The 17,330-nt window shown below is 32.8% G+C and carries 16 protein-coding genes; 3 read left to right on the top strand and 13 right to left on the bottom strand.

Annotated elements, in window-relative coordinates; genetic code table 11:
- From ARA56_RS17150 to ARA56_RS09735, 7 genes are all read right to left on the bottom strand, one after another.
- Positions 1-161 (bottom strand): heme-binding protein (locus tag ARA56_RS17150; RefSeq protein WP_148315764.1); only part of this gene is annotated, 161 nt, incomplete at its 3' end.
- The gene (locus ARA56_RS09760) at positions 154-522 is read right to left on the bottom strand and encodes a hypothetical protein (protein ID WP_055266185.1); all 369 of its coding nucleotides are present in this window, start codon (positions 520-522) and stop codon (positions 154-156) included. The genes ARA56_RS09760 and ARA56_RS17150, both read right to left, overlap by 8 nt.
- Positions 523-781: 259 nt before the next feature.
- On the bottom strand, positions 782-2,443 hold the full coding sequence (locus ARA56_RS09755; RefSeq protein ID WP_242855913.1) for a diol dehydratase reactivase subunit alpha: 1,662 nt from the start codon (positions 2,441-2,443) through the stop codon (positions 782-784).
- Positions 2,444-2,697: 254 nt separating this feature from the next.
- Positions 2,698-3,087, bottom strand: coding sequence for a diol dehydratase small subunit (locus ARA56_RS09750; protein ID WP_055266181.1), 390 nt, complete (start codon positions 3,085-3,087; stop codon positions 2,698-2,700).
- A complete protein-coding gene (locus ARA56_RS09745; protein ID WP_055266179.1) occupies positions 3,084-3,719 on the bottom strand; it encodes a propanediol/glycerol family dehydratase medium subunit in 636 nt (211 codons plus the stop codon). The genes ARA56_RS09750 and ARA56_RS09745 overlap by 4 nt, the downstream gene beginning before the upstream one ends.
- Before the next feature lie 16 nt (positions 3,720-3,735).
- Positions 3,736-5,397 (bottom strand): propanediol/glycerol family dehydratase large subunit, encoded by a 1,662-nt coding sequence (locus ARA56_RS09740; protein ID WP_055266177.1) that lies wholly within the window; start codon positions 5,395-5,397, stop codon positions 3,736-3,738.
- A gap of 6 nt (positions 5,398-5,403) precedes the next feature.
- Positions 5,404-6,183, bottom strand: a complete 780-nt coding sequence (locus tag ARA56_RS09735; protein ID WP_055266175.1) for a class II aldolase/adducin family protein — start codon at positions 6,181-6,183, stop codon at positions 5,404-5,406.
- A gap of 563 nt (positions 6,184-6,746) precedes the next feature.
- Between ARA56_RS09735 and ARA56_RS09730 the strand changes: the two genes are divergently transcribed.
- A complete protein-coding gene (locus ARA56_RS09730) occupies positions 6,747-6,848 on the top strand; it encodes a putative holin-like toxin (RefSeq protein WP_055266173.1) in 102 nt (33 codons plus the stop codon).
- A 177-nt stretch (positions 6,849-7,025) separates the two neighbouring features.
- Here the strand turns inward: ARA56_RS09730 and ARA56_RS09725 are convergent, their stop codons facing one another.
- Together ARA56_RS09725 and ARA56_RS09720 are read right to left on the bottom strand one after the other, a co-directional pair.
- Positions 7,026-7,805 carry a DeoR/GlpR family DNA-binding transcription regulator gene (locus ARA56_RS09725; protein ID WP_055266171.1) on the bottom strand — a complete coding sequence of 260 codons (780 nt, stop codon included), beginning with the start codon at positions 7,803-7,805 and terminating at the stop codon, positions 7,026-7,028.
- 124 nt (positions 7,806-7,929) lie between these two features.
- Complete coding sequence (locus ARA56_RS09720) at positions 7,930-9,357, bottom strand: rhamnulokinase (RefSeq protein ID WP_055266169.1); 1,428 nt, start codon at positions 9,355-9,357, stop codon at positions 7,930-7,932.
- Between the two features lie 214 nt (positions 9,358-9,571).
- Here ARA56_RS09720 and ARA56_RS09715 point away from each other — a divergent pair, with 214 nt between their 5' ends.
- Entirely contained in the window at positions 9,572-11,350 is a 1,779-nt protein-coding gene (locus tag ARA56_RS09715) for an L-fucose isomerase (RefSeq protein WP_055266167.1), read from the top strand.
- A 194-nt stretch (positions 11,351-11,544) separates the two neighbouring features.
- Here ARA56_RS09715 and ARA56_RS09710 read toward each other — a convergent pair whose 3' ends face one another.
- The 4 genes from ARA56_RS09710 to ARA56_RS09695 all read right to left on the bottom strand — a co-directional run bounded on the left by ARA56_RS09710 (position 11,545) and on the right by ARA56_RS09695 (position 16,254).
- Entirely contained in the window at positions 11,545-11,901 is a 357-nt protein-coding gene (locus ARA56_RS09710; protein WP_070205687.1) for a four helix bundle protein, read from the bottom strand.
- Positions 11,902-12,515: 614 nt separating this feature from the next.
- Positions 12,516-13,652, bottom strand: coding sequence for an ABC transporter substrate-binding protein (locus ARA56_RS09705; RefSeq protein ID WP_055266163.1), 1,137 nt, complete (start codon positions 13,650-13,652; stop codon positions 12,516-12,518).
- Between the two features lie 45 nt (positions 13,653-13,697).
- Positions 13,698-14,750: an ABC transporter permease gene (locus tag ARA56_RS09700; protein WP_055266161.1), complete on the bottom strand. Its 1,053-nt coding sequence runs from the start codon at positions 14,748-14,750 to the stop codon at positions 13,698-13,700.
- A 16-nt stretch (positions 14,751-14,766) separates the two neighbouring features.
- The gene (locus ARA56_RS09695; protein ID WP_055266159.1) at positions 14,767-16,254 is read right to left on the bottom strand and encodes a sugar ABC transporter ATP-binding protein; all 1,488 of its coding nucleotides are present in this window, start codon (positions 16,252-16,254) and stop codon (positions 14,767-14,769) included.
- Positions 16,255-16,437: 183 nt separating this feature from the next.
- On the opposite strand from ARA56_RS09695, the gene ARA56_RS09690 reads away from it, so the two are divergent.
- A complete protein-coding gene (locus ARA56_RS09690; protein WP_055266157.1) occupies positions 16,438-16,863 on the top strand; it encodes an RbsD/FucU family protein in 426 nt (141 codons plus the stop codon).
- Positions 16,864-17,330 lie beyond the last annotated feature (467 nt).

The raw sequence follows: 17,330 nt of genomic DNA, 5'->3' as shown, positions 1-17,330 counted from the left end.
CTTGCAGGAAGTGCTCCATCCATAAAATGAACTGCTATTGGAAGTCCCCATTCATTAGCTATAGCTATTACAATAGGTGTTCCTAACTCTTTTGCAGCATTCTCAACTTCCTTCATAACTTTCGTTGCTATATCTAGATTAAGATATTTTAAACTACTCATACCAATCACCCTTTAGTGGAATTTTCTTAATATACCTTCCTACATCAAGCCCAAATTCCTTAGCTATTTTTTTATTACTAATAGTGACTTTAAAATTTACTACCCCCTTAAAATCACTAGATTTAAGTTCTACATTATTCTGATTCAACTCTATAGCCATGTTAAAAGGAACCTTTGCAAGGTTTAATTCACCAATCAGCTCCAGAGCCAAAACTTCATATCTTATATTCTGTTCCTCAAGACCATCTAACACAAAACCTAAATACACATTATTTTTATCTGAATAAACCTTCAAAAAATTATTATCCATTCTAATGCTTGTCCTCACATCATCCTCTTTAAGGTAAACTCCTATTTTCAAAGAAAATCCTTTCACCTTTTCCGCAAGGAAAAACTTTCACCTCACCGAAGGTAATCTTTCCCCTTTTCGAAGCAAATTATCGCTCTGCCGCAGGCACATTTAGACATTTGCTCCAGCAAATCTTCTCATCCTAGCAAAGTAACCTTTGGACATTTGCGTAGCAAATCTTTTGGATTGCCGTAGGCACATTGGGACATTTGCGCCAGCAAATCTCTTCACCTTGGCAAAGCAAACCTTTCCCCTCGACGCAGTCGACCTCTTACGCCAACCAATCCAGCACCAATCCTGTTGACACTGCATGTCTTGGTCCTTCTGTATTTCTTATATTTCCTGACCCTGCTATAATTCCGTAATTTGAAAGTTCCAAAGATACCATATCTGGTACCTCAAAATCTAAAGCTGATCCTCCTACTAAAACTACATTAGGTATTGAATAAAGATTTCCCATATCACTTACTATCTTTAATCCTCTAATTATATTTTTAATAAAAATCTCTTCCTTAGCTCTTCGTCTTACCTTAATAACTCTTTCTATAGTTACGTCATTATATATAGGAAGCAATTCATCATCTTTTACTACAACTACTCTTCCATAAAGCTTTGAGTTTAATGGTTTATCGTAAAATCTTACCTCTCCATTTTCTAACCTAAGAGTATAAAGTGATTCAACCTTACCAACTATATGTTTTTTAACCTCTTCAGCTAAATTTCTATCATTTAATCCAAGCTCTAGGTTAATCATCATTGTCACTAGTTCTCCAGCTCCTGCTAGATGTATAGTTTTTACTGTACCTTTTTCATCTAACAGTGCTACATCAGTGGACCCTCCCCCCATATCTACAATAGCTATAGGAAGTTTTGTACCTCTTGTAGTCAATGCTCCAATTGATGCCATAACAGCTTCAACTCCATTAATTTCAACCTTTACTTTAAAATAATCTTCAAGCTCCTCTTTAATCTTCATAAGTGGTAGTTTTTCAGTTTTAACCATAGCTGCTATTGCAACAGCCTTTTCTCTATAGCTTTCTCCTGCTATTCCACCTTTAATTTCTAAAGGAACTGTTGTATCTATTGCCAATAAATCCTTTATCTTAACTTTTTCCATATCTAAACCTGTTAATTTAGCCATAGAATCTTTTATAGATTTAATCATAAAAGATATATTAGTCGCTCTTTCACCTTCAATATCCTTTATCTCACCAACCTGTGATAATTTTCTCATGATATTGTAAGCTCCAGAATTTATATCAATTTCTTCAATAGACTTATTTCCTATTATTCTAAGCTTTCCAGCCTTAACCTTCTGCTCTTTTACTTCACCTGATGGAGTCCTAATAACTACACCAGATCTAAGTCCAATTAACCCTTTAGCTATAGGTGTGATTTTTTTAGTTTCCTCTGGATTTAAACCAAAGATACCTGCAATTCCATATGGATTACATAAAACCTTTAAGGTTTTTCCTGGCTTTGCAACTTCAATGGCAGCTTTTCTCCCTATAGGAACTTTTTCTATCTTTTGCACCTCATCTATAACTGGTATTTTTTTATCTAACCTATTATTTAGAAGCACACCTTCATCTTCTTTTAATATAACCCCTGTTATATTCACACCATTTTCAACTAATTTATTTATTAACTTTGAAGAATTATCATAATTAAAATTTTCATCAATAACTACGATATATTCCTTATTAGAATCATCAGCTTTTACTTTATCAAATTCATAAACTCCATAACTTGGTAAATTACTATTTTTATCCACATCATTCCATAAGTTCATATGATTTTGTCCACAGTATTTTCCACTTAATGTTTCTAGTTTTATTGTTTCTCCAAAAGCTACCCCAAAACCACCTGGAGTATCTGGATTATGTCCTATCATTGCAGAATCTGTTATTATCGTTTCTGATATTGTCTCCATGGCACTTTCACCTATAACTGGTGATGCTTCATTTATCTTTATAAGGTCAATATCATTAACTCTTAAGTTTGCTTTATCTAAAGCTCCCTGTATACAAACTCTAACACCTGTTACATTATCTATAGTTCCTTTTACCCCTGTTGTTTTTACCCGATTTGAACTTATATACTTTATATTTTTTAAACTCTCATATATCTCACAAATAGTAACTTCTGTTGATGAATTACCAATATCTACACCACATATTATTTTTCCTATTTTAATATCCCTCTCTTACTGTATACATTTACAGCATCCATAATAAGATTACTACAAGCTATAGCATTATACTTGTCTCTTATTTCTTTTGCCTTATTAAGAAGTTCTTCCTTTGTACTTCTGTTAGGCCTTAACATGTTATAGATAATTAGTAACTCTTCATCTGGTATATCAACAAGTTCAGAAGCTCTCTCAAAATTTTCTCCTAATTGAGTTCTACCTTCTTGCCTTGCTATTTCACCTTGAAGCCTTAATGTTTCCTTAGATATCTTTATATCTTCACCTGTTACTCTTCCATTAACAACTTCATCAATAGTTATTTGGTCTATTGATTTTCCACTTTTACTCTTTATATCTATGTCACTTTTACTTAATGGATATTTCATATAAGCTCCTCCAATGATATTTCTATTGATTTAGCTCCTCTTACTACTTTTTCAGTATCTTTTATATGAAAAAGAGCTGCCTTTACTTGAAATTTTGGTCTGCTCATACAATCACTTTTTACTCTTATAGGTATTGGATTATCAAGCTTTGCATACTTTGCTGCATTCTTGCCTATATTCCTATATGTCTTTAAATCTATAAGTGGTGCTTGTGGAAATAATTCTAAGTTACTTAATGGATATAAATCCTTTTGATGAATTACTGCTGTTCCTTTGGCTTGAAGACCTATTCCTATACCTGAGCCACTAAGTGTAGCTGCTTCTTTTCCTATAAAAGCAACATCTGCACTTGTAAAAACTTTAATAACTCTAGCTTTTAAGCCTTCTTCTTCAATTCCAGCAACTATTTCTTTAATTACATCTTTGTGATTTGCTCCAGATAAAGTTTGCTTTACTTCTTGATTAAATGTTGGACTAATACCTATTACGACCTCATCCTTACCATCACCAATCTCTGCTTCCTTTTCTTCAATAGCCCTTTGGAATAGATTATCTAAAGATACCTTATTATTATTTTTTAATTCTTCTATTACTAATTGTGTAATTCTCTCTACTAATACACTTTGGTCCATCTCATACCTCCTAACCCTAATAGGAGTTTCTATCTATAATATTATTTAATTTTTTAACCTTTTCCCATTCTTCACCGTCTAATCTATATCCAGTGCCAGGTCCAAGATAATCATTTTTATTATTAATTGCAGATATTACATTGAATTCTTCATCAAGTATTGCTGATGTTTGGAGATAATCCCCTGAAACCCTTTGCTTAAGCATTTCCAATATGTCACTTGCCACATCTCTATGCCCTGCATTTACTAGAGCTCTTACTATATCAATACCTGTAATACCTTTTTTCATTAATTGTTCGATAGCTTCAAAATCCTTTATAACATCTCTATCTGGAACATCATTGCTTCCATGTGCATAAGCTGCAGCTATAACTTCTTCATCTTTAACAACTGCTAAATCAAGTTCTCTAAATAAATCTTGAATTACCTTTGCTGCCTTTAGTCTAACCTTTATAACTTCCTCTTCTTTAACTGGTCTTAATCCACCATCAACTCTTAAATCTCTTTGAAGTACGTTGTAATCATCAAAATCTTCAGCATCGAAGTTTGAACCTGCAAACATATTGTCATAGTTAGGTGTTCCACTATATCCTGAGAATATAAAGTCTGTTCCAGGTAAGAATTGCATCAATAACCTTGCTGTTCTTCTTATATCACTATGAGAGAATGTTTGGTCATTTGATGATGCCACTTCTAAATCAAGCATTGCTGCTATAAGATTTTCACCTAATACTGCTCTTATACCTGATGGTACCGATGAGGTAACCCCTATAGTAGATACTGAACCATTTTGTATTCCTTGTGACCCAGCTCCCTTAGTAACCATCAAACATCTTGTTTCTAGGTAAAGCATTGATTTTTTATCTGCATCACCCATTAAAACTTCTGAACCAGTACCTGAAGTAAACCTAGTTTTTAATCCTCTTGAAGCATATGCTGCATTTAAAAATGCCTTTGAATATGGAGTATCATCTCCATCTATAAATACATTTTCTGTACCATATACAGACATTGTCTCTGCATATGTTGTAAATCCTCTCATCCCAAGCTCTAATTCGGTAGCTTCTTCGACGGCACATTGAGTTAAAACTCCCTTTTTACCTATTTGAGAACCTATGAATAAAGCTATTGCATTAAAAGGTGCATATCTAACTATCCCAACTGTTGTTTCCTCTTCCCTAAAGCCTCTTAATGCACCTTCAGCTGCATCTGCTGCTATAAGTAAAGGATTGTCCTTTAAATTAGTTATATGTGCTTGGTTAGCAGGAGTTTTCCTCGCTCTAACCTTTTGCATAGCCATCATCATTTCAACAACATTAAGATGATTAACTATTTCTAATATCTTAGCTGGTGTAAAACCTTTTACTATCCTTATGATGGCCTCTCTTGGAGTTACTGTATCAACAAGAAGTCTTGCAAATAATAATGAGTCTAACTCCATAGCTTCCTTTGCCATTTCCTTATCTATAGCATAATCAGCTATGAAATAATCAAGAAAGTCAAAATCTTCTCTCTTCTTTCCATCAAGCTCAGTTATCACATTTCCTTCTATTTTTATCGAAGGTTCTGGATCATAAGGACTTCTCATCGCTACAAACCCTTTTTCAGGCCATTCTTCCATGAAAACATCCTGATTTATAGGTCTTTTTCCTAAAGCTTCAAATCTCTTTGATCTCATTTTTCACTATTTACCTAAAATCTTAGAAGTAACTTCTTTAGCAATTTTAGCTATAAGATCTTCATCAACTGCTGGTTCTTCATTATTAGCTTTGCATGTGCATGCTCCACCTTTTTGGCATAAAGCTGGATGTTTTCCTGTTAAGTTCATTGCTTTTCTTATATCTATTAACTTATCAACTTGAGTGTTGTCTAATACTTGAGGTTGTCCGATTTGGCTAGAGATAAACATTAACTTAGCATAGAATTCTAAAGATTCCATTTTGAAGTATGCTGCCATTAAGTCTGGTCCGTAAGTTAATGCACCATGGTTTTCTAAAAGAACTGCATCATAGCATTGTAAATACTTAGCTACTGCATCTGGAATTTCTTCTGTTGATGGAGTACCATATTCAGCTATTGGAACTGCTCCTAAAGCTATAACTGCTTCTGGCATTATTGGCTTATCTAGTGGAATCCCTGCTATAGCATAGCTTGTACCATAAGGTGGATGAGCGTGTACTACTGATTTTACGTCTGGTCTTTCTTTATATACTCTTAAATGCATCTTTACTTCTGAAGATGGCTTAAACTTTCCATTAGCTTGAAGTACATTACCATTCATATCAACCTTACAAATCATATCTGGAGTCATATACCCTTTTGAAACTCCTGTTGGTGTACAAAGTACTTCCTTATCATTAATTCTTACTGAGATATTACCATCATTAGCAGCTACAAAGCCGTTTTGGTATATTCTCTTACCTATTTCACAAATTTGTTTTTTGATTTCATATTCTGAAAACATAAATTCCCCTCCCAATTAACCTTTATTTGATTTTATTTCTGTTTATCTGTATTTATGCTTGTTTTTATCTTTGTTTATCTTTATTTTACCAATATAAGTATCCATAGTCAATATTAGGTGAGATATTTTCTTTATTTATTATTGTTAAAATTTAGTTTTCTTTAAAATACAAACCACTTAAGAACAGTTTTTCTCTTCTCAAAAGTAGACTTTTCCTTATTTTTAAGGCATTTAAAACACATTTTATGTTGCAAATTGATAATTTTTGTTTAATATGTTGTTTTTGATACAAATTCAACATAAAACTTTAAACACTTCCAAAATATTTACTTTATAAATTCAACCTAAACCCAAATTAATATGATTAATAACCATATTGTTAATCCTTTTTAAACAAAAAAATGCATTTACAACAGAAACAAATCTGCCATAAATGCATTTTTATTGTGCTCTATTAAAATAATAGATTTTCAAATTTAATTATGCTATAATTCAAAAGTACAATTTACAGTTGATTGTGGGCTACTGGTATCACTTACCTCTTTTGAAGGAGGTGATACATAATGAGTAATGACGTTTTAATGTTGCTATTTACTGGTGGATTATTTTTAATAGCACTATTGACATTCATAGTACTACTTATAGATAAAATATCAAAAAAATAGTAGCCCCACACGCAATTCGGAAGCTACTGTTTTTTACTAATAAAACTTTAGTGATACTAGTTGCCTAAGCAACTAAGTTGTATATTATAGGGTGCTACCAACACCCTATTTTTTTATTATCTTCATTTATTACTTATATTATATCAAATTTTTATAAAATTTAAACCTAGTAATTTATTACTCTTTGCAAATATTTACTTTAACATCATTTTCTCTTAATACTTTTTCCCATTTCTTTGACAATGGTTCATCCGTATATAAATAGTCTATCTGATCAAAATCAACTATATTTACGAAGGAGCTTCTATCAAACTTCATAGAATCCACAACTAAGAATACCTTATCCGCAGATCCTGCCATAAGCTTCTTAACTTCAGCTTCTTGTTCGTTAGAATCCATTACTCCTCTATTTATATCCATACCTTTACAGCATATTATAGCTTTATTTACATAATAATTTTGAATTACACTTTCAGACCACTTTCCAACAAATGATTTAGCACTTTCTCTAAAGCTTCCACCTGCTAATATAAGATTTACATCTTTAGTATCCTGTAACTCAATTAATACCTTTAATGAATTTGTAATTATGGTAACTCTCTTCTTGCTTTTCTTTATACATTTTGCAACATAGAAAGCAGTTGAAGATGAGTCTAGCATTAATGTATCACCTTCTTGTATGCTTTGGGAAACTTGTTCAGCAATCTTCATCTTACCTTCTTTATTAGATATTTCCCTCATATCTACTGGCATATCTACATTAGTGCCTTGATTAATTATCGCACCACCATAAGTTCTTTTTAGTATTCCTTGCTCTTCTAACTTTTCTAAATCACGACGAATAGTTTCTTCAGTCACAGAAAAATTAGCAGCCAATTCCTGCACTAAAACCTTCTTTTTATCCTGGATGATGTCAACAATCTTTTGTCTTCTAACTATTGCTAACACTAACTTCACAACCTTTTCTTTATTCTATCTTTAAATTATACCTGAATTTTTGTAAATTTAAAGTATATTTTTCAAATTTTGATATAGTATTAGTTAGACTGTTATTGTTTTTAACTGTTCTGATAGTTACAATTTACTCTAATACAACCTCTTGAGAATATACTTCACAGCTAAATGCATTAAAGATAAGTTCTCTACCTTCTTCAATAGATTCTATCTCATTATTTGCTATAGCTTGTATCATAACATTTCCTAATACAGCAGCTTCAATAGGCCCTGCTATTAAAGTTTTTCCTGTTCTCTTCATTGTTAACTCACATAAAAATTTATCTTGGATTCCTCCACCAACAACGTTGATACCTGGAATCTCTCTTCCTGAAATCTCTTCTAATTCTTCTATTGTAGCTTTGTACTCACTAGTCAATCCATTATATATAGCCATAGCTATTTCCCCTAACTCTGTAGGTTCACCTTGTCCATGTTCTATACAATATTCTTTAATTGATTTAATCATATTCTTTGTATTCATAAGTCTTGGGTCATTTGTATTAACTTTAAATGTACAATCTTCATACTTTTTAGCTTCTCTAATTATATCTGGGAACCCTATTTCCTCATGGAATTCACACCAGTTCTTTCTTAATTGTTGAAGTAACCATGTACCATTTATATTTTTTAATAACCTTATCTTATTTCCTACTCCACCTTCATTAGTTAATGATGCTTTAAATGTTTCTTCACTAATTATCGGTGAATCTATTTCTAACCCTAGAAGTGACCATGTTCCAGAGCTTAAAAATGCATTACCTTTATTCTTAAATGGAGTACCTGCCACAGCTGATGCAGTATCATGTCCACCAATTGCTATTACAGGAACTCTATCCATTCCTGTTTCATCCATTACTTCATCTGTTAAATATCCATAAGTTTCTCCTGGCTCAATTATCTCATTAAAGATATTTTCAGGAATTCCTAATGCATTTATTAGTTCCTTATCCCAAGTTCTATTTTTCATATCTAAAAGTCCTGAAGTTGATGCTATTGTAAATTCATTTTTCTTTTCATTAGTTAAATAATATGCAAAAAGGTCTGGCATAAATAATAAAGAATCTGCATTCTCTAAAATCGTATTTCTTTTTAATCTATCACCAACGAGTTGGAATGCTGTATTAAAAGTATTATTCGAAATACCAGTTCTTAAATAAAGCCTTTCTAAATCAATTTTCTTTTCAACCTCTTTTACGCCTTCATAATTTCTTTCATCTCTATAATGCATAGGCATCCCAATTAAATTATTATCCTTATCTAAAAGACCATAATCAACTCCCCATGTATCTATTCCAATAGAAGTTATTTTTGTCCCTGATGCTACTACTTTTTTAAGAGCTGTCTTAGTTTCATTTAATAATCTAGGAAAATCCCAAACATATTTATCTCCTAAGAAAACTGGTTCATTAGGAAATCTATGTATCTCCTTCATATCAATGTAGTCCTTTTCAATCTTAACCAAAATAGCTCTTCCTGAAGATGCTCCAAAATCAAATGCTAAAAAATTGCTCATAAATTCATATACCCCCGCTTAACTTTATGTAAATATTTACCTGTGCATTTATATAATACAACATAAAAACAACATAAACAATATTTTTTACATGTTTTTTTCTGTGTTTATTTTGGTTTTGATTGACTTGTCCATTTTTTTGTTGTAAACTAATTATTGTAAAATATGTATACGTTTAGAATGTATATGTTTTAAATATGGGAGGGTTAGAATTATGGGATTAAATACTAAATATCCAAAGATAGGTATTAGACCTACTATTGATGGTAGAAGATTAGGTGTTAGAGAATCATTAGAAGAACAAACTATGAATATGGCAAAGCAAGTTGCTGATTTATACTCTTCTACATTAAGATATCCAAACGGTGAAGCTGTAGAATGTGTTATTGCAGACTCTACAATAGGTGGAGTTGCTGAAGCAGCTAGATGTGCAGATAAATTTGCAAAAGAAGGCGTAGGCTTAACTCTTACTGTAACTCCTTGCTGGTGTTATGGTAGTGAAACTATAGATATGGATCCACATAGACCAAAGGCTATCTGGGGATTCAATGGTACTGAAAGACCTGGTGCTGTTTACTTAGCTGCTGCTCTTTCTGGACATAGCCAATTTGGATTACCTGCTTTCGGTATATATGGAAGAGATGTTCAAGATGCTAACATGACAGAAATACCTGAAGATGTTAAAGAAAAATTATTAAGATTTGCAAAAGCTGGATTAGCTGTTGCTCAAATGAAAGGAAGATCATACCTTTCAATTGGATCTGTTTCAATGGGTATTGCAGGTTCAATTGTTGATCAAAAGTTCTTCCAAAAATATCTTGGAATGAGAAATGAATATGTTGATATGAGTGAAATCAACAGAAGACTTGATAGAGAAATATATGACCCAGTTGAATACGAAAAAGCTTTAGCATGGGTTAAAGAAAACTGCAAAGAAGGAACAGATAAAAATGCTCCTGAAAATCAAAGAACTAGAGAAGAAAAAGATAAAATTTGGGAAACTGTTGTTAAGATGACTCTTATTGCAAAAGACTTAATGGTTGGAAACCCAAGACTTGCTGAATTAGGATTTATTGAAGAATCAGAAGGTCACAATGCTATAGCTGGTGGATTCCAAGGTCAAAGACACTGGACAGACCATATGCCAAATGGTGACTTTATGGAAGCTATACTTTGCTCTTCATTTGACTGGAATGGTATAAGAGAAGCTTATGTATTAGCTACAGAAAACGATTCATTAAACGGTGTTGCAATGTTATTTGGTCACCTTTTAACAAATACAGCTCAATTATTCTCAGACGTAAGAACTTACTGGTCTCCAGATGCAGTTAAGAGAGTTACAGGAAAAGAATTAACTGGACGTGCTGCTAACGGTATTATCCACTTAATAAACTCAGGGGCTACTACTATAGATGCTACTGGAAGACAAACTGATAAAGAAGGAAATCCAGCATTAAAACCATTCTGGGAAATCACAGAAGCTGAAGTTAATGATTGCTTAGAAGCTACAACATGGTGGCCAGCAGTTCACGAATACTTCAGAGGAGGCGGATACTCTTCTAAATTCTTATCAAAAGCTGGAATGCCAATGACAATGTCAAGAATATGTTTAGTTGATGGATTAGGACCAGTTCTTCAAATTGCTGAAGGATATACTGTTGAATTAGATCCAGAAGTTCACCAAACTATAGATAATAGAACAGATTCATCATGGCCAACAACTTGGTTTGCTCCAAACCTAACTGGAGAAGGTGCATTCAAAGATGTTTACTCAGTAATGAATAACTGGGGAGCTAATCACGGTGCTATATCATACGGCCACATCGGGGCTGACCTAATAACTATGGCTTCAATGTTAAGAATTCCAGTTGCTATGCACAACGTACCAGAAGAAAAAATCTTCAGACCAAGTACTGCTGGAATGTTTGGAACTAAAGACTTAGAATCTGCAGACTTTAGATTCTGTCAAAACTTTGGCCCTTTATATAAATAAAATAGATTTGCTGTCGCAAATGTCCAAGATGTCGACTTCGTCGAGTTCAAATGTGCCTGCAGCAGTCCAAGAGATTTGCTTCGCAAATGCGCAATATTCACTATCGCAAATATTCAATGTGGCTTTGGCTCATTTATAACTATTAATAATACATTTGCTAATAATTATCTTAATATTTTTAACCCTCAGTTTTATTATTTACTGAGGGTTTTCTTTGTTGTTTTTATAGTAGCCCATAGTAACCTTTTAATGCTAAAACAATTATTATATAATCTTTTAATTATGATCTCATCTTCAATTATGCTATTATCTTTAATAGTTCTTATCCAAAAAATACTTTCACTACATTCTTTAATTGAAATATTCAACTTATGTATAAAATCCCTCTTACTTTCAGCATACATAGCTTCACCTATGTTAGCTCCTACACTAGTACAAGACCTTTTTAATTGATCAGCAATTGAGTATTCTCTCAATTTAATTAATTCTCTACAAATATAGATAGAATCAGTAGCAATACTTCTACTTAACTCTAAAATCTCTGAATTCATAAAACCACATCCTAAACAAATACTCCTATTATAAATAACTCTCTCCATATTAATAATGTAATAAACACAATTATAGAATTTATTTATCTCAGACTTTTGTGTCAGTAAAATATCTGCTCTTTTACACTCCCAAAACTTGTCCATCTTACCAAAATCCAACCTTATTGCTAAAAAATAATTTATAGCTCCTTTGCCCTATCACCTAACGCTCTCAGCGATAGCTGACTATAGGACTTTTGCGTAGCAAAACTATTGCCCTCGCGATAGCGACTACCGCTCTTTTGCGCCAGCAAAACCTCTCTTTACTTCATAAATCCAATCTTGTTACTCAAAAATGACTTATCCTCTTTAACCCAATCACTCACCGCTCTCAACAATCTGACTATGGCACTTTTGCGTCAGCAAAACTATTGCACTCGCGTCAGCGACTCCTGGACTTTTGCGCAGCAAAACTATTGGTCTCGCTTCAGCGACTTCTGGACTTTTGCGTCAGCAAAACTATTGCCCTCGCTTCAGCGACTACTGCTCTTTTGCGCCAGCAAAACCTCTCCCTCTCTCATAAAAAAAGAATACTGCCCATAAAAAACAGTATTCTTTCTTTATTTAATTAAATTTTAGTCATATAATAATTGGTTTATATCTTCATCATTGAAGTTAGATTGATCGTACCATTTAGCACCTGTATCAACATCTGATACTTTTTCACCATTCATAGCTTTAACAGCTAAAGCAACAGCTTGGTAACCGATTTGGTATGGATCTTGAGTAACTGATCCTAAGAACCAACCTTTTTCAACTGCAGTCTTTTGCCCTTTTCCTGAGTCAAATCCAACAGCAACTATATCTTTATATTTACCGTTTTCTTTGTTGAAGTCGCTTCCGTCGTTAGAAGCTGCTAATATACCATCTACTCCACCTTGGTTAGATCCATATATAGCAATTAGGTTTTCTGTTGCTAGTACAGCTTGTGCAGAGTTTTGAACGTCTGTAGCTGAAGTTGTTGGAGGAACGTTTACAACTATCTTAACTATTGCTTCTCCTGTAGCTTTTTTGTTGTAAGAATCATGTCCTACAACTTCTACATTTCCAGCTCCTACTAATTCTTCGCATTTTTCAAATGCTCTGTCTATAAATCCTTTAGTTCTGTCTATAAGTGAAGCACTTGTAGCATCTTGAGAAACTACTCCTATAGCAACTGGAGATGCTGCTGTAGCTCCCTTAATCTTTTCTACTATTGTTTCAACTTCCAATAATTTGTCTGCTGGTATTGTAGCTGCATTATAGTTGTCTGTTGCTGCATTTGCTGCAACTTGTCCTTCTGGAGCTCCTGGAACACCTGAGTCAAATCCTACTACTGGAATTCCTTGTTTTTGAGCTTCTGCTAATTGTGATGATACAGCTTGTGTATCAAGTGCTGCTAAAGCTAATGCACTTGGTTTTTTAGATAAAGCTGAATTTATCATGTTAACTTGATCGTTTATATCACTTTCTGAAGCTGGTCCTTCAAAAGTAATAGTAACTCCTAAATCTGCAGCCGCTTGGTCTGCACCTTTTTTAACTACTTGCCAGAATTGATGTTGGAATCCTTTAGAAACTACTGCTACATAAGGTTTGTCTCCACTTGAAGTAGATGTATCTCCTCCTTCAGAAGTTCCTGATGATCCTGATGAGTTTGATGATCCACACCCTGCTAAACTTCCTACTAATGCAATAGTAACTGCAAGGCTAACAATTTTTTTGATTTTCCTCATAAATATACCCTCCCATTTTTACCTTATAAATATATTTTCAGCATTTTACTGCTTCAAAGCACCACTAGTTGATTTCACTTCTCTAACCTTTTTACTTTCTTTTTTGTCTTTCTTAACTTCGTTAGCCTTTTTGTTTCTATATATATCTATTAATACAGCACAAATAACAACTACACCTGTAAAGAATACTTGCCATTGCCCTTGAAGATTCATAGACATTAATCCATTTTTAAGAACGCTCATTACGTAAACACCAATTATTGTTCCAGTTATTGATCCTATTCCACCAGCTAGTGATGTTCCTCCAATAACTACCGCTGCAATTGCTTGTAATTCTATACCATTACCTGTACCAGGTATAATAGTTGTATATGTTGCAGCATACATTATTCCTCCAAGTCCTGCGAAGAATCCACTTATTACATAAACCATTATCTTCCACTTATCTACATTTACACCTGAAAGTCTAACTGCTTCTTCATTACTACCTATAGCAAAAGCATATCTTCCTATACGAGTTTTGTTTAATATTATAAATGCCACTATAAAGAATATCGCCAGGAATATAATTCCCATTGGGAAGCCACCTTCAGTTTTGAAGAATACTGATTTAAACCATCCTGCTTCTTCATAAGCTGTAGGATAACGTTGTGTTTGAACCTTAGCTATAATTGACCCTAAACCTTGAGATATTAACATTGTTCCCATTGTTGCTATAAATGGAGGTAACTTTAATTTTGCAATAAGTATTCCATTAACTAATCCAAAAAGAGTAGCTACAACTACAATTAAAGCTAATGCCATTCCTATAGACCAACCCCATACGTTATAAGCAACACCACCTAATAATGCTGAACACATCATTACTGTTCCTATTGAAAGGTCCATTCCTCCAGTAATAATTACAAAAGTAACACCAATAGCCATAAATCCTATATAGTATGATGAATCTAATATATTTACAAAGCTTTCTTTACTAAAGAAGTTTTGTCCTAATAATGAGAATACAAGAATTAACACTACTAAAGCTATTAAAGAAAATAATTTTTGTAATCCTTGACCTTTTATTTTTTCAATTAAACCATTTTTATTATCCATTTTTTATCCTCCCTCATTATCTTTGCGTAGCATATTTCATAATAACTTCTTGATTTGCCTCTTTGATATCAAGTATCTTTGTAAGCTTACCTTCGCACATAACCGCTATTCTATCACTCATACGTAATATTTCTGGAAGCTCTGAAGAAATCATTATTATTGATTTTCCTGCTTCAACAAGTTCATTCATTAAATTATAAATTTCACTCTTTGCACCTACGTCAATTCCACGTGTAGGCTCATCAAATATTAATATATCTGCATCTTTAATTAACCACTTTGCAATTACAACTTTTTGTTGGTTCCCACCTGATAAATTTTTTACTAATTGTTTAACAGATGGTGTTTTAGTTTTTATTTTTTCTACAAACTGTTGACTTATATCTTCAATCCTTTTATCATCAACTATTATTCCTTTTGAAAAATTTTCAAGATTAGCTAACACTGAGTTATCCGATACTGAAAGTCCTAAGGCTAATCCATATCTCTTTCTATCTTCTGAAAGATATCCTATACCTGCATTTACTGCATCCGAAGTATCCTTTATATTAATTTCTTTTCCATTTACCTTTATAACTCCAGATTTTCTATGGTCAGCACCAAATATTAATCTAGCAGTTTCAGTTCTACCTGCTCCCATTAATCCTGCAAACCCTAAAATCTCACCACGTTTTAAGTTAAATGAAACATCTTTAACGTCCTTTGAGTTTAAGTTATTAACCTCTAAAACTACTTCAGCACCATCTTTAACATTACTTTTTTCTTTTTTATTAGAAGTAATATTACGGCCTACCATCAATTTGATTATTTCGCTCATTTCTGTTTCTTTAGTTTTTAGTTCCTTTATGAATTCACCATCCCTCATTACAGTAATTCTATCTGTAATTTTGAATATCTCATCCATTCTATGAGATATGTAAACCATTGCAACTCCCTTATTTTTTAAGTCCTCCATTATTCTAAATAACTCTTTAGTTTCAGCTTCAGTTAATGCAGCTGTAGGTTCATCCAAAATAAGTATGTTAGATTTAAAAGAAATAGCCTTTGCAATTTCAATCATTTGTTGTTTACCAACTGAAAGATTGCCAACTATTTCTGTAGGTTTAATATTTAGCTTTAACTCTTTAAAAAGTTCCTCTGTCTTCTTATTTAAAAGTGCATCATTTAAAAAGAAACCTTCTGATTCTCTTCCAATAAAAATATTTTGAGCTGCTGTTAAATGGTTCATTAAGTTTAATTCTTGGTGAACAATTGCAATACCAGCCTCTTGAGCTTCTCTTGGATTATTAAAAACTATTTTTTTACCATTATAAGTGATTTCACCTTCATCTCTTTGATAAATTCCAGTAAGGATTTTCATCAAAGTAGACTTTCCAGCTCCATTCTCACCGGCTAATGCATTAACCTCTCCTTTTCTAAGAGTTAATGAACAACTTTTTAAAGCATGTACACCTAAAAACTTCTTGTCTATATTCTTCATTGTTAATACTACTTCATTGTTCATTTAATCACTCCTCCCCCTTATTATTGTTTGTTCTTGTTGTTTTTTTTTGTTTTTTATTGTTTACGATTTCATTATACCTATCTTTACCATATTTTACAATATAAATTTTTCATAATATTGAAAAATTTATAATTATTTAGTAAAATTATATTTAAATACCAACAGAATAAAGGAGAGATTTATATGTTAAAAGGAATACCTTCAATACTTTCACCAGAATTATTAAAAATATTAATGGAAATGGGGCATGGAGATACTATAGTTATTGCAGATGGAAACTTCCCATCTAACACTTGTGGACAAAGAGTCGTTAGATTAGACGGACATAATGTTCCAGAAATTTTAGAAGCGATATTAAAACTATTTCCACTAGACACATATTCAGAAAAACCAGTATCACTTATGAGTGTTGTCCCTGGAGATGATGTAGTACCAACAATTTGGGATACATACGAAACAATAATAAATAATAACTTCGATAAATTTACTTCATTTGGATTTCTACCAAGATTCGATTTCTACGAAAAAGCTAAAGAAGCTTACGCTGTAGTAGCAACATCAGAAAAGGCACTTTATGCAAACGTTATACTAACAAAAGGAGTATGTTAGTCGCTCAAGCGTGAAGTGAAAGGCCTGCTAACGCAGAGGGAAAAGGCTTGACTTTGTCAAAAATGAAAAGTCGACTTCATCGAAGGGAAAACTCTACTACGCAGAAGTGAAAATCTTGACTTCATCAACTGACAAGGGTCTGCTACGCAAAAGAGAAAGCCATACTAAGTATGAATTGAATTAAAAACCTACTATGAATTATAACCAAAACATCATTTGGTCACTTATTTAATACCATGTGTTTTACTAATTAAAACAGTATAAAGCTTAATATTTAAAACATAACTCAAAAAAGTCACATGCTGATCCATATAGAATCACGCATGTGACTTTTATTAATATTTTAACCTTATTAGGTTAAGTTTCACCTTTTCCGTAAAGAAAACTTTTCTCTATCGTCTCAAGACAATCTTTTCCCTTCACCGAAGGTGGCTTTTCACTTGCCGAAGGCACTTTTCTCCTCACCG

It is taken from the genome of Clostridium disporicum (assembly GCF_001405015.1).
In the GTDB taxonomy this organism is placed as follows: domain Bacteria; phylum Bacillota; class Clostridia; order Clostridiales; family Clostridiaceae; genus Clostridium; species Clostridium disporicum_B.
Note: the sequence above shows the minus strand (reverse complement) of the source record. Positions and strands in the feature narration are given on the sequence as shown.